11 protein-coding genes are annotated in these 13,152 nt (G+C 67.4%); 3 read left to right on the top strand and 8 right to left on the bottom strand.

Annotated elements, in window-relative coordinates; all coding sequences use genetic code 11:
- Positions 1-283 precede the first annotated feature (283 nt).
- Complete coding sequence (locus tag UB43_RS19855; protein ID WP_045214404.1) at positions 284-898, top strand: glutathione S-transferase family protein; 615 nt, start codon at positions 284-286, stop codon at positions 896-898.
- A 53-nt stretch (positions 899-951) separates the two neighbouring features.
- A complete protein-coding gene (locus UB43_RS19850; RefSeq protein WP_045214402.1) occupies positions 952-2,988 on the top strand; it encodes a pyridoxamine 5'-phosphate oxidase family protein in 2,037 nt (678 codons plus the stop codon).
- A gap of 386 nt (positions 2,989-3,374) precedes the next feature.
- Here the strand turns inward: UB43_RS19850 and UB43_RS19845 are convergent, their stop codons facing one another.
- Complete coding sequence (locus UB43_RS19845; RefSeq protein WP_045214400.1) at positions 3,375-4,958, bottom strand: peptidase M20; 1,584 nt, start codon at positions 4,956-4,958, stop codon at positions 3,375-3,377.
- A 158-nt stretch (positions 4,959-5,116) separates the two neighbouring features.
- On the opposite strand from UB43_RS19845, the gene UB43_RS19840 reads away from it, so the two are divergent.
- Complete coding sequence (locus UB43_RS19840; protein WP_045214399.1) at positions 5,117-6,055, top strand: LysR substrate-binding domain-containing protein; 939 nt, start codon at positions 5,117-5,119, stop codon at positions 6,053-6,055.
- Positions 6,056-6,058: 3 nt separating this feature from the next.
- On the opposite strand, the gene UB43_RS19835 is transcribed toward UB43_RS19840, so the two are convergent.
- The 7 genes from UB43_RS19835 to UB43_RS19805 form a co-directional block, all read right to left on the bottom strand.
- Positions 6,059-7,120, bottom strand: coding sequence for an ornithine cyclodeaminase (locus UB43_RS19835; RefSeq protein WP_045214397.1), 1,062 nt, complete (start codon positions 7,118-7,120; stop codon positions 6,059-6,061).
- A gap of 310 nt (positions 7,121-7,430) precedes the next feature.
- Positions 7,431-7,913: an Lrp/AsnC family transcriptional regulator gene (locus tag UB43_RS19830; RefSeq protein WP_045214395.1), complete on the bottom strand. Its 483-nt coding sequence runs from the start codon at positions 7,911-7,913 to the stop codon at positions 7,431-7,433.
- Positions 7,914-8,069: 156 nt separating this feature from the next.
- Positions 8,070-9,413 carry an APC family permease gene (locus tag UB43_RS19825; protein ID WP_045214393.1) on the bottom strand — a complete coding sequence of 448 codons (1,344 nt, stop codon included), beginning with the start codon at positions 9,411-9,413 and terminating at the stop codon, positions 8,070-8,072.
- Positions 9,414-9,526: 113 nt separating this feature from the next.
- A complete protein-coding gene (locus UB43_RS19820; RefSeq protein ID WP_045214392.1) occupies positions 9,527-10,270 on the bottom strand; it encodes an N-formylglutamate amidohydrolase in 744 nt (247 codons plus the stop codon).
- The gene (locus UB43_RS19815; protein WP_045214390.1) at positions 10,254-11,594 is read right to left on the bottom strand and encodes a glutamine synthetase family protein; all 1,341 of its coding nucleotides are present in this window, start codon (positions 11,592-11,594) and stop codon (positions 10,254-10,256) included. Before UB43_RS19815 ends, UB43_RS19820 begins: the two co-directional genes overlap by 17 nt.
- A 15-nt stretch (positions 11,595-11,609) precedes the next feature.
- Positions 11,610-12,251 carry an isochorismatase family cysteine hydrolase gene (locus UB43_RS19810; protein WP_045214389.1) on the bottom strand — a complete coding sequence of 214 codons (642 nt, stop codon included), beginning with the start codon at positions 12,249-12,251 and terminating at the stop codon, positions 11,610-11,612.
- A gap of 2 nt (positions 12,252-12,253) precedes the next feature.
- Complete coding sequence (locus tag UB43_RS19805) at positions 12,254-13,111, bottom strand: MurR/RpiR family transcriptional regulator (protein WP_045214387.1); 858 nt, start codon at positions 13,109-13,111, stop codon at positions 12,254-12,256.
- Between the last annotated feature and the right edge of the window lie 41 nt (positions 13,112-13,152).

Genomic DNA, 13,152 nt, shown 5'->3' with positions numbered 1-13,152 from the left:
CTGCGCCCTGGGCGGTTCGCGAGCAAGCTCGCTCCTACAAGGAAACGCCGGAGCTGGCCTGTAGGAGCGAGCTTGCTCGCGAACATCGCCGCTGCCGACCCTGGGTAACGGCTGCACCCGCTGGCAGCCCTGCGCCCATTCTTCCGCATTCTGAAACGCTGGATTGCCCGCCCTGGTGATTCTGCGCGCCGGCCATCGGGCGCAGCATTCACCCATCAGCTCGAGCAAACCAATACGGCCCGACTCGCGCTGCCTACCCACTCAAGCCAACGGAGTCACCGCCATGATCAAGCTCTACCGCCACCCGCTGTCCGGCCACGCCCACCGTGTCGAGCTGATGCTCTCGCTGCTGCAGCTGCCCACCGAACTGATCTCGGTCGACCTTGCCAAGGGCGCCCACAAGCACCCCGACTTCCTGGCGCTGAACCCCTTCGGCCAGGTGCCGGTGATCGATGACGAAGGCGTCATCGTCGCCGACTCCAACGCCATCCTGGTCTACCTGGCGAAAAAGTACGGCAACGGTCGCTGGCTGCCGGAAGACCCGCTCGGCGCCGCCCGTGTGCAGCGCTGGCTGTCGGTGGCCGCCGGGCAGGTCGCCTTCGGCCCCGCTGCCGCACGCTTGATCACGGTGTTCGGCGCCAGGTTCAACGCCGAGGAAGTCGCCACCCGCGCCCATGCCCTGTTCCAGGTGATGGAAGGCGAGCTGGCCAGGACGCCCTTCCTGGCCGGCAGCGAAGCGACCATCGCCGACGTGTCCAACTACGCCTACATTTCCCACGCACCGGAGGGCAACGTCTCCCTGCAGGACTATCCCAACCTGCGTGCCTGGCTGGCCCGCGTGGAAGCCTTGCCGCACTTCGTGCCGATGCAGCGCACCGCCATCGGCCTGCAAGCCTGATGCAACCCTCGCCGCCGGGCTGACCCGGCGGCACCTTCTGCGAGGTGCTTGTCATGTTCCAGTTGCCCAAACACCGTACCTCCCCCTGGCACGCCGGCGAGAAGGCGATCCAGGAGCGTGTCGGCGTCGCCGAGCGCATGGAAGTCCACGGCCAGAAAGTCATCCGTGACTACATGCCCGACCAGCACCGCGAGTTCTACCACCAGTTGCCGTTCATCATCGTCGGCGCCGTGGACGACCAGGGCCGGCCCTGGGCGACGCTGCTCGAAGGCGCGGAAGGCTTCGTCACCTCGCCCGATCCGAAAAGCCTGCAGCTCGACAGCGTCCCCGACATTCAAGACCCCGCCGCCAGTGGCCTGCAGGCCGGGAAGGCCATCGGCCTGCTCGGCATCGAGCTGCATACCCGCCGGCGCAACCGCATGAACGGTGTCCTCCGCGAGGTCGACGGCGGCCTGCTGACGGTGGCCGTCGAGCACTCCTTCGGCAACTGCCCGCAGTACATCCAGAAGCGCGAGTGGAGCCGCGACGAGCAGCGCTACAGCCTGCGTGCCCCGCGCGAGGACTTCGGCGCACTGAACGCGGAGCTGGCGACGATCATCCGCAACGCCGATACCTTCTTCGTCGCCAGCTACGTGCAGCATGAAGACGGCGATCGCTCGGTGGATGTCTCCCATCGCGGCGGCCGCCCCGGCTTCGTGCGCGTCGAGGGCAACCGCCTGACCATCCCCGACTACGCGGGCAACCTGCACTTCAACACCCTGGGCAACCTGCAGGCCAACCCGCAGGCCGGGCTGCTCTTCGTCGACTTCGCCAGCGGCGACGTGCTGCAGGTCCACGGCCGCAGCGAAATCCTCTTCGACAGCCCGCTGCTGGCCGCCTTCGAAGGCGCCGAGCGCCTGTGGACGCTGGACGTAGAGCACGCCGTGCTGCGCCGCAGTGCCCTGGCGCTGCGCTGGAGCTTCCGCGAGTACTCGCCCACCAGCCTGATGACCGGCACCTGGGCCGAGGCCGACGCCACGCTGAAGGAGCGCGAGCAGCGCCAGCAGTGGCAGGACTGGCAGGTGCTGCGAGTGGAGCAGGAAAGCGAAGACATCCGCTCGTTCTACCTGCAAGCGCCGGCCGGAACCGCCGTGAGCTTCGCGCCGGGCCAGCATCTGCCCGTGCGCCTGGCGGCGGGCGGACAGGCGCTGGTCCGCACCTACAGCCTCTCCAGCGCGCCGTCGGACGGTGAGCTGCGCATCAGCGTGAAGGCCCAGGGGCCGGCGTCCCGCCACCTGCACGAACAGGTTCGTGTGGGCGATCGGTTGCAAGTCCGCGCGCCCATGGGCAGCTTCACCCTGAAGGGCGACAGCGGCCGGCCGGTGGTACTGGTCGGCGCGGGCGTCGGCATCACCCCGCTGCTCTCGATGCTGCGCGAACTGGCGGCGGGCCCGGCGCGGCGCGTGCATCTGTTCCAATCCGCGCGGACGCTGGGCCAGTTGCCGTTCCAGCGCGAAATCGCCGACCTGCGCCAGCGCGCACCGCATGTGCAGGTCCACCGTGCGCTCAGTCGTCCTGAACCGGAGGCGATCCCTGGCCGCGATTTCGAATCGGTCGGGCGCCTGGATATCGAAACGATCAAGACCCGCCTGCCGCTGGATGACTACGACTTCTACCTGTGCGGCCCCGGCGAATTCACCCAGGCGATCTATGACGGCCTGCGCGGCCTGAACATCGCTGATGCGCGCATCCACGCCGAAACCTTCGGCCCGTCGACGCTCAAGCGCCGGGGCGACCGCGGCGCGCCAACGCTGGTGCAGCCGCCCGCCGCCACCGAGCCGGTGCCGGTGTACTTCGCCGGCTCGGCCAAGGAAGCCCGCTGGAAACCCGACAGCGGCAGCCTGCTGGAGCTGGCCGAAGCCCGCGGACTCTCGCCCGACTTCAGCTGCCGCGGCGGCTCCTGCGGCACCTGCCGGACGAAGATCGTCAGCGGCCAGGTGCACTATCCCAACCCGCCGGCGGAACTGCCCGAAGTCGGCAGCGCACTGATCTGCTGCGCCATCCCGGCGCAGGACGAGAGCGGCGTGCAACCGCTGGTGCTGGACCTCTAGGGAGGCGAGTCGATCATGAACGCACTGCATGCATTCGAGAGCGGGAGCGAACGTTTCCCGCAGTGGGACGAGGAGTTCGTCGAATCGAGCGAGCCGGGTTTCTGCGGGCCGAACGAAGCGGAGGTGGGCTTCCTGCTGCCACAGTTGATCTCGACGCCAGGCTGCCCGTCGCGCTCACGCACCATGGAGCTCGGCGCGGCGCTCGTGCGTTGGTTCAAGCGCACCGCCGCACCGGCGCCCCCCTGTAGGAGCGAGCTTGCTCGCGAACAACCTGGCGCTCACTCCAACGCTTGGGTGGAGGGCGGTTCGCGAGCAAGCTCACTCCTACAACAAGCCATCCTGCGCCCGCGTTTCCCGTCGGGTCTGGGAGATCGGGTCGGCGCTGATCACTCGTCTTCCCGCGCCGGAATCCACCACTCCTCGCCGCGCACCGTGCGGATGTACTCCGGCCAGCGGAAGCGGTGCGGGACCTTGAAGTCCTTCGGCAGCAGCGGCGCCTGCCACTGCTCGCCACCGATACCGCCGCCGGTGCGCTGGTTGAACTCGCGGGTCGCCTCGGCCAGCAGATCGGCATCGGTGAACAGCTCGATCAAGGTGCTGCCGATGGTTTTCGACGCCACGTCGATCATCGGGTCGATGGTCTCGCGGATGCCGCCCAGGGCGTTGGATACCCAGTCCGGATAGGTGAAGCCCGCCGGTGCGCTGAGCATCGGCCGGGCCACATAGAGGCGCACGGTCGGGCAGTGCCAGGTGTATTCGGGGTAATCGTCGGAGGTCAGGTACTTCTGCCACGCCGGCATCTGCAGGCGCATCTGGCGCTCGCATTCCTGCGGCTCGATCAGCGCCTGGATGGCCGGCAGGAAGGGTTCGTCCATGGGATCGAGGCCGAGGTTCGCCTGGATTTCCCGCGCCACGGCGATGGCCTCTTCGCCCCAGCTCGGCGCGCCGATGGCGGCGAGGTTGTCGTAGCAGGCCTGCGCCAGTGCGTGGTTGGCCAACCCGCCACGGGACTTGCAGACCCAGGTCTTCTTCCACTGGCAGCCGGTGGCCATGGCCGCGGCGGCGGCGTTGTTGTCCATCACCGTGGAGATGGTCTCGGCCTGTTCGATGGAGTCGCAGCGCAGCAGGTACTGGATCTGCGAGATGTGCGGCGGCAGGTTGTCCGCGGTGGCCTGGCCGGCGGTGAGGATGGCCTCGTTGAAGCTCCACAGCCCGGTGAACGGCAGCGTCGAGCGGCGCAGGCTTTCGTTCAGCGTGTAGAAGTGCACCAGCGCATCGTTGGCGCCCGGCGCACGGGCCGCGAGGTGGTTCTGCGGGATCGGGCTGTAGCGGTCGGCGGCGATCCAGTTCTGCGGGTCTTCGCAGGTGAAGGTGTAGATGTACGAGTAGGCGATGCCGCAGTGGGTGTCCCAGGTGGTGGTGTTGTTCAGCGGCAGCATGTAGGTGGGGTGGAAGCTGACGGCGGCGTCGAGGTCGTCGTAGTAGCCCTTGGCGGCGTGCACGGGCTTGGAGGCGCGCAGCTTTTCCGCCGGTTCGCCGAAGAACCTGATGGTGCCCTGGATGCCGAATTCCAGCATCGCCGCCTTGGCCGCCAGCACGCCGCCCAGGGCGCTGATGCCCAGCGCGGAATGCGGGTCGGTATGGCCGGGCGCGTACTTCGACAGACCCTCGCGCGGCATGGGTTTGGTCGCCGCCGCCTGGCAGTTGCCCGGCACCGCGTCGTATTCGGCATAGGTGGCGAGGATGGGCCCTTCGCCTTGGCTGAAGGTGGCGACGAAGGCGGTGGGCATGCCGCCACTGCCCTCTTCCACCGTGAAACCTTCGCGACGCAGCAGCTCCACGTACCAGGCACAGGACTTGTACTCGCGGAACGCCGGCTCGGCGAAATGCCAGATCACCTGGTGCCAGTCGGACAATTGCTGGCGATGCTCGTCGATCCACTGCTGGACGTAGGCCTTGAATTTCGACATGGCGGCTTCCTCATCGTTGCCTGTTGTTGTTGTCGTGTGGCCTAGTATTGGTGAAGCAGAATTTGCAACAAGCGCAGGATTTCGCCACCCGATGTCGGGATAGTTTCACCAATAGAGTTTCACCAATCGACTTTCACCAATCGAGAGTTGGACCGCCCATGCACTTTCCGTCGATGACCGCCCTGCGGGCGCTGGATGCCGTGGCCCGGCTGGGCAGCGTGTCCGCCGCCGCGCAGGAGCTGAACCTCACCCGCAGCGCGGTCAGCCACCGCCTCGCCACGCTGGAGGAACGCCTGGGCTTCGCCCTGACCGAACGCACCGGGCGCGGCATCCGCCTGACCTATCGGGGAGAAAGGTATGCCCGCGACGTGCAGCGCATCCTCGCGGAGGTGCAACTGGCCGGCAGCAGCTTCGACGAACAGCAGGTCAGCGGGCCGCTGTGCGTGAGTTGCAACCCCGGCTTCGCCACCTACTGGCTGTGCCAGCACCTGGGCGACTTCCTCGCGCAGTACCCGCAGGTGCAGTTGCACGTGGTGACGCCGCGCGTGCCGCAGGACACCAGCGCCAGTGACGCCGACCTGTTCATCGCCTACGGCAGCGGTGACTGGCCGAACCAGACCGTGGAGCAACTGGTGGCCCTGCACTTCTTCCCGGTCTGCAGCCCGCGCCTGATCCACTCGCGCGGCGGCCTGCAGCAGCCGGCGGACCTGGCCCACTACACGCTGCTGCACATGAACGATTTCGCTGATTGGCGCCTGTGGCTCGGCGCGGTGGGCGCGAGCGCCATCGATCACCGCTCCGGCGTGCTGTTCGCCGATGCGCCCTGCACCATCGCTGCCTGCATTGCCGCCCAGGGCGTGGCCATCGGCGACAACCTGCTCAGCGGCGATGCCCTGGCCCGTGGCCTGCTGGTGCGCCCGTTCGACATCACCATCCAGTCCAGCCGGGGCTATTTCCTGGTGACCGACCCGGTGAAGGCCGAGCGCCCGGTGGTCAAGGCCTTCAGCCAATGGCTCAAGGCCCGTGTCGCCGCCACCACGCAGAGCGCCAGCGACCTCAGCCGGCCGCCGCTGGCGATTCCCGAAGAGGCACGCTGAGCGTCAGGCGATGCGGCGCAACCCTTTGCGCGCCTTGCCGGAGCGGGTGTAGCGGAACAGGTCCTTGGGATCGTTGTCCTCGTCCTCGCTCCACGGCACCAGGTCGATGCGCTCGCCGAGGTCCAGGCGGCTCGCCTGCTCGTTCACGTAACGCAGCGCCGAGTAGTCTTCGAGGGCGAAGCCGACCGAGTCGAAGATGGTTACCTGCTCGGCGCTGTCACGCCCGTCGACCTGGCCGGCCAGCACCCGCCACAGGTCGGTTACCGGGAAGTCCGCAGGCATCTGCTGGATTTCGCCCTCGACGCGCGATTGCGGCTCGTACTCGACGAACACCTTGCCGGCACGCAGCACGTCGGCGTGCAGTTCGGTCTTGCCCGGGCAGTCGCCGCCCACGCCGTTGATGTGCATGCCCGGCTCGATCATCTCCGGGGTGAGGATGGTCGCGTAGGCCTTGTCGGCGGTTACCGTGGTGACGATGTCGGCACCGCGCACCGCTTCGGCGGTGGAGCCGGCGCGGATGATCTTCAGGCTGGGGAATTCCGAGAGGTTGCGGATCAGCTTTTCAGTGGCCTGCGGGTCGATGTCGTAGACCGCGATTTCCTCGATGCCCAGGTGGTGATGGAAGGCCAGTGCCTGGAATTCGCTCTGCGCGCCGTTGCCGATCAGCGCCATGCGCCGCGAGTTCGGACGCGCCAGTGCGCGAGCGGCCATCAGCGAGGTGGCGCAGGTGCGCAGCGCGGTGGCCACGGTCAGCTCGGAGAGCAGCACCGGGTAGCCCGTCTCGACATCGGCCAGCACGCCGAAGGCCATGACGGTGAACAGCCCGCGCTGGGTGTTCTGCGGGTGGCCGTTGACGTACTTGAAGGCATAGCGGGCGGTGTCGGCCACCGGCATCAGTTCGATGACGCCGATCTCGGAGTGGTTGGCGACGCGGGCGGATTTGTCGAAGGACTCCCAGCGCACGAAATCCTCGGCGATGGTGTCGGCGAGTTCGCCGATGAAGCGGGCGACACCGATCTGCTGGACCAGTTGGGACATCGTGGGGACGTCGACGAAGCGGGTCATGGTGGGACCTCCGATTGTTGTGATTGGCGTCTTCTGATTGGACTGCAGCCCGCCTCCGCCGTGTCTCGAACAGCGGGCACAACAAGGTGGCAGAGGCCCTGGAGCAGGTCTGCACGTCAGAGAGGGGCAAGACGATTTTCCCACTCGCCGGGGTGAAAACCCGGCTGTAATACGGGCCCGCGCCGGCCGATCCGGCTGTATTGGCGAGCGGCAACAGCCGATTCGGCTGTGCGTTTCGCAGCCTTCGACAGGCCGATATTGCAGGCGGGAGACGTAAGGAAAAGGCACCGCCGGAGGGGGCACCGAAGGGCTAGCTGGCGGATTCCTTGATGGTCGTCAGCTCGGGATGGGCGACCAGCTTGTCGATGTGCAGGCTCTCGTCGTTGAGCCAGGTTTCGGTCAGCGCGCGGTAGTGCTCCATGTCACGGCAGCGCATGCGCACGCTGTAGTCGAAGGTCCCGCTGATCAGTTGGCAATGCAGCACTTCCGGGCAGGCCATGACGCGGGCCTCGAAGGCCTTCTGCGCACTGCGGCCGCTCTGGTTCGACAGTGCGACCAGTACCAGCAGCGAGAGCCCGGCGGAAATCTTCTGCTCGTCGATGACGGCGCCGTAGCCCCGGATGATGCCGTGCCGCTCCAGCTTGCGGACGCGCTCCTGGCAGGGGCGCGGGGTGAGGTGCACGAGGGCGGACAGCTTGCCGTAGGTGATGCGGCCCTGGTGACGGAGGATGCGGATGATCTCCTCGTCGATGCGGTCCAGGGTGAAGGGGCTGTCCTGATCTTTCCTGCTCATGATGCTTCGCGATGATTCGTCAGTCGTGCCGGCTTCCCTGCCCCGGCGAAAGCAGTCGGGGCAGGCACTGCCCGCCACCGACCCGGATCTTTATGGGGCACGCCCCGCCTTCTGTCAAAGCGCGCCGTGCCGTCTGCGACAGCACGGCGCACCCGCTCAGATTTCCCGTGCCAGCTCACTGCCATTGCCGCGCCGGCTGAGCACCGCGAGGTACACCAGGCCGATGGCGATCCAGCCCGCACCCAGTTCCTGCGCCTCGCGGCTCATGCTGAACAGCACGTAGGCGATGATCACCAGGCCCACCAGCGGGAACACCAGGTGGCGCAGCACCCGGCCGCTCTTCTGGCGGATGAAGTAGTGGTTGATCACCGCGATGTGCAGCAGGCAGAAACCGGTCAGCGCGCCGAAGTTGACCAGCGAGGTGAGCACGTCCGGCGAGTCGAGGAAGTAGATGCCGATGCCCAGGGACAGCACGCCCACCAGGTACAGGCTGATGTGCGGGGTCTGGTATTTCGGGTGCACCTTGGCCAGCACGCGCGGCAGTTTGCCGTCGCGAGCCATGGAGTACAGCAGGCGCGAGACGGCGGCCTGCGAGGTGATCGACACGGTGACGCCCCACGCCAGCGCGGTGGCCACTGCGGTCAGCGTGGAGAGCCAGCTGCCACCGGCCGCTTCGGCGATCTCGTAGAAGGCGGTGTCCGCCGACTTGAAGGTCATGCCGGCGGCGAGGTCGGTGGCCAGCCAGGTCTGCACGATGAAGATGGCGCCCATGACGAACAGCGCGATCAGCGAGGCGCGGCCGATCTGCTTGGCCGGGTCGCCCTTGACCTCTTCGGCGAGGGTGGAGATCGCGTCGAAACCGAGGAACGACAGTACCGCGATGGACACCGCCTTCATCACCAGGCCGAGGTTGAAATGCTCCGGTTGCAGCAGCGGCTCAAGGGTCAGCCGGCCATTGCCGAGACCGCCTTCCAGGGCGTGGTAGCCCACCGCCAGGAAGATCGCCAGGACCACCAGCTCGGCGATCAGGAACAGCAGGTTGAAGCGGGCCGCCAGGGTGATGCCGCGCAGGTTGATGAGCGTGGCGGACACCAGGAAGATCAGCATGAATGCCAGCTTGGGAATCGCCGGGAACAGGTGGTTCAGCGCCAGCGCGCTGAACACGTAGAGCAGCGGCGGGATCAGCAGGTAGTCCAGCAGCAGGACCCAGCCGGCGATGAAGCCGACGTTGGGGTGGATGCCGCGCTGGGCGTAGGAGTACACCGAGCCGGCAATGGGAAAGGCGCGGGACATCGCGCCGTAACTCAGCGCGGTGAAGAGCATCGCCACCATGCCCACTAGGTAGGCCATCGGCACCATGCCGTGGGCGTCCGCGTGGACCCAGCCGTAAACGCCGAAGGGCGCGATCGGGATCATGAAGATCATCCCGTAGATCACCAGGTCGCCGAGCGTCAGGCTGCGGCGGAGTTGTTGCTTGTATCCGAACTGTTCGATAGCCACGGGGCACTTCCTCTGGGAACGGCAGCTGTAAGGGTTCGGCGCTCATGCGCTGAATTGTTGTTGTTTTCAGAACCTGCCCGGCCAGTCGAACGGGGCCAGCCGGGCTGGGGTCCTCAGAGCCAGGGAGCCAGGCGCGTCGCCCAGGCTTCCACCCCTTGCGGGGTCTGCAGTCCGTCATTGCGGATTTCGATCAGCACGGCGTCCACGCCGCGTTCGTCGCCATGCACCGGGACGGTCATGTCCTCCAGCGGGTCGATCACATAGGGCTGGTTGGCGCCGATCTCTTCGCCGCTCTCCCGCAGCCCCGCCACCATGCGCTGGGCATAGGCTTCGGCCTTGGCGTAGAGCACCCCGGCGACCCACGGGCGAGGCTCGCCGCGATAGCTCGGGGTGAAGCTGTGCACGCCCACCAGACGAGTCGGCCGGCCAGCAGCCAGACGCTCGTCGAGCAGCGCGGTCAGTTGCTGGTGGAACGGCTCGAACAGGCGCGCCACCCTCTCCTGCCGGGCCGCTGCGCTCAGGTTGCAGTTGCCGGGAATCGGGTAGATCTCGCTGTGCTCGGGAATCGCATCCGGGGCGGACAGCGGCCGGTTGAGGTCGATCAGCAGGCGCGAGTAGTTGGCCACCAGCAGCGTGGCGTCCAGGCGCGCCGACAGCTCGCGGGCCAGGTCCAGCGCGCCGATGTCCCAGGCGATGTGCTCGGCGGCGGCCGCGTCGTCCAGGCCCAGTTGCGCCAGTTCCTCGGGGATGTAGCGGCTGGCATGTTCGCAGACCAGCAGCACGGGGCTCTTGCCCTGCGGGTTGACGATCTCGAACGGCGGGCGCCGGTAAAGGCCGGATTCAGTAGAACTTTGCATAGGATTCACAGAGTTGTTCTTCGCTGAGTTCGCGGGTCAGGGCCAGTTCCTGGCGCTTCATGGCGACGTAGGTCTGCAGCAGGGCCGGCGGCAGCTGGGCGCAGAGTTCGGTATCGGCCAGCAGCAGACGCTGGGCCTCCTCCAGCGAGCCCGGCAACGACTTGATGCCCAGTTCCTCGCGCTGCGCATCGCTGAGGCTGTGCGGGTCGACATCGGTGACCGCCGACAGCGGCAGCTCCTGCTGCATGCCCAGGCGCCCGGCGATCAGCACCGCTGCCATGGCCAGGTGCGGGCTGGCGGTGGCGTCCATGGGGCGGAATTCCAGGTTGAACTGGCGCGCCTTGGGCTTGCCGCCAATCTCCACCACCGGGCAGATGCGCAGCGCCGCTTCGCGGTTGCGCAGGCCCAGGCAGGCGTAGGCGGCGCTCCAGTGGTGCGGTTTCAGCCGCAGGTAGGACACCGCCGTCGGCGCGGTCAACGCGCACAATGCCGGCAAGTGGCGCAGCACACCGGCGGCCCAGTGCTCGGCGAGCTTGGACAGGTTGGTCGGCGCGGCCTCGTCGTAGAACACCGGAGTGCCATCCAGGCGTTGCAGGCTCAGGTGCAGGTGCACGCCGTTGGTCACGGCGCCGGGCGCCAGCAGCGGCGTAAAGCTGCTGCGCCAGCCGAACTGCCGGGCGATCTCGCGGGTGACTTCGCGGACGTTCACCGCGCGGTCCGCCGCAGCAACGCCCTGGGTCGGCCGGCAGGTGACTTCATACTGGTTGCGGCCGTACTCGGGCAGGAACATTTCCGGCTCGGCGCCGATCTGCTCCAGCGCGCTCATCAGCCAACCGCCGAAGTTGCCGGTCTGCCGCTGCGCCTGCAGGGAGAAGGCGGCGGCGTGCTCGTCCGGCAGGCCGAGCAGGTTGAATTCGTGTTCGAAGGCGGCGGTGACCTGCAGGTCCAGCTCGCGGTAACGGGCGATCTCTTCGCGCAGCAGCGTGCGCGGGCAAACTGGCCACGGCGCACCGGTAGTCGTCACCAGATCACCGTGCAGGTAATCCAGCGGCGCGGCCTGGGAGTCGGGGCCGTTTTCCAGGCGCACCCGGCTGCTCGGGTCGGGCAGCAGGCGCAGGTCGCCGTGGCTGCCCCAGGGGTTGTCGTCGGCGATGATGTCCTGCGGCGTCAGCGCGCTGTTGGCGGGCACCCAGCCGCAGCCGGTGGCCAGTTGCTCGGCGACTTCCGACTCGGGAAGCGAGCGGCCGCGGGTGATGCCGCAGAGGTCGGTGGTGACGAAGCTGGTCAGGCGCATCGGAGCGGGATTGTTATTGTTCTGACTCATGGCGTTCTCCCGGCCTCAGGCCAGCGCGGCGATGCGGGCCAGCACCGTGTCGGTGTCGGCGATCCAGCAGTAGCCCTTGATCGCTTCCAGGCAGGCCTGGTGGCGTTCGGCGGTGTGGGTGGCGCAAGCGTCTTCCACCAGGGTGACGAGGTAACCACGGTCGGCAGCGTCGCGCACGGCCATGTCCACGCACTGGTCGGTGACCACGCCGCAGATGATCAGGTGGCGGGTGTTGAGGTTGCGCAGCACGTAGTCGATGGCGGTGGAGTTGAAGACGCCCGAGGAGGTCTTCGGCAATACGATCTCGTTTTCCCGCGGCGCCAGGGCATCGATGACCTGGGCATCCGGGCTGCCCTTGGGCAGGTGCATGTCGGAGAGCTTGTGGTCCAACGAGCGGTCGCGGCCATCGGCGGTGAGGCTTTCGATGATGGTGTGCAGGACTTCCCCGCCCACCTCGCGCATGGCGGCCAGCAGGCGCTGCTGGTTGGGTATCACGCTCGCCTCGACGCGGTCGTAGAAGTAGCGGTGCGTCTGCGGATCGACATGCGCATCGCGGCCGGGAATGACCCAGGCGTTCTGCATGTCGACGAACAGGATGGCAGTCTGGCCGCGGGTGAACGGCAGGTCACGGGGCGAGTGGTGGGGCAAGCTGAACACGGTCATTCCTCAAGGATGTGGCTGCCGAAGGCAGCTCTCAGGTGGTCGATGCCTTCCAGGCGTTCGTCGAGCTGGCCGTCCATGCGCGCGACCAGGCTGGCGATCAGCGCTTCGACCTGGGCCATGGTCGGCACCAGGGTGTCGAAGGGCGACGGGGACTCCACCGGGGCGCTGATGATCAGGTCGGCGAACTCGCGCAGCGGCGAGTCGTAGATGTCGGTGAACAGCACCACCCGTGCGCCACGGGCCTTGGCTGCGCGGGTCACGCCCAGCGCCTGGGCCTGGTAGCGGCGGTAGTCGAACACCACCACCAGCGTCTGGCGGTCGATGTCGCCCAACTGGTCAGGCAGCGCGGCGCCGTCGTCCAGCAGCAGGCAGCCGCTGCGCAACATGCGCAGGTGCGCCACCAGGTAACCGGCGAGGAAGCGGCTGAAGCGGCCGCCGTGGCAGAACACGCGCAGCTTGGGGTCGAGCAGCCAGTCACCGAGCAGGCGCACGTCGTCGGCCTGGGTCAGCGCCAGGGTGCGCTGGATGCCTTCGCTGGCGTCGCTGAGATAATTGGACCAGACGTCGTCGCGGCTCATGCCCTCGCGGCGCCCGGCGAGCAGGGTGCGCGGCGAGCGCAGGCGGTCGTCCACCTCGGTCATCAGCGCGTTCTGGAAATCGCTGTAGCCGCTGAAACCGAGCTTCTTCACCAGCCGCAGAATGCTGGGATCGCTGACCCCGGCCTGGCGCGCGAGACGCGACATCGGCCCGAGACCAGCGCGCGGGTAGTCGTCGAGCAAGGCGCGCAGGACTTTGCGCTCGGCCTTGGTGAGCTCGACTTCCGGGGTGTTCAGGCGATCTTTGAGTGTGAGCATGGGGGCGCCTCTTGTTATGGCGCCATTTGTATAATGCGCTC

It is taken from the genome of Pseudomonas sp. 21, from assembly GCF_000955805.1.
Lineage (GTDB): Bacteria > Pseudomonadota > Gammaproteobacteria > Pseudomonadales > Pseudomonadaceae > Pseudomonas.
This window is presented reverse-complemented; position numbering and strand designations above follow the sequence as displayed.

What these genes read in the sequence shown, in the direction of transcription:
- UB43_RS19805 (WP_045214387.1), bottom strand. Translation starts at nt 13,111, where the DNA reads ATGCTCACACTCAAAGATCGCCTGAACACCCCGGAAGTCGAGCTCACC.
- UB43_RS19835 (WP_045214397.1), bottom strand. Translation starts at nt 7,120, where the DNA reads ATGACCCGCTTCGTCGACGTCCCCACGATGTCCCAACTGGTCCAGCAG.
- UB43_RS19850 (WP_045214402.1), top strand. Translation starts at nt 952, where the DNA reads ATGTTCCAGTTGCCCAAACACCGTACCTCCCCCTGGCACGCCGGCGAG.
- UB43_RS19845 (WP_045214400.1), bottom strand. Translation starts at nt 4,958, where the DNA reads ATGTCGAAATTCAAGGCCTACGTCCAGCAGTGGATCGACGAGCATCGC.
- UB43_RS19830 (WP_045214395.1), bottom strand. Translation starts at nt 7,913, where the DNA reads ATGAGCAGGAAAGATCAGGACAGCCCCTTCACCCTGGACCGCATCGAC.
- UB43_RS19820 (WP_045214392.1), bottom strand. Translation starts at nt 10,270, where the DNA reads ATGCAAAGTTCTACTGAATCCGGCCTTTACCGGCGCCCGCCGTTCGAG.
- UB43_RS19840 (WP_045214399.1), top strand. Translation starts at nt 5,117, where the DNA reads ATGCACTTTCCGTCGATGACCGCCCTGCGGGCGCTGGATGCCGTGGCC.
- UB43_RS19855 (WP_045214404.1), top strand. Translation starts at nt 284, where the DNA reads ATGATCAAGCTCTACCGCCACCCGCTGTCCGGCCACGCCCACCGTGTC.
- UB43_RS19815 (WP_045214390.1), bottom strand. Translation starts at nt 11,594, where the DNA reads ATGAGTCAGAACAATAACAATCCCGCTCCGATGCGCCTGACCAGCTTC.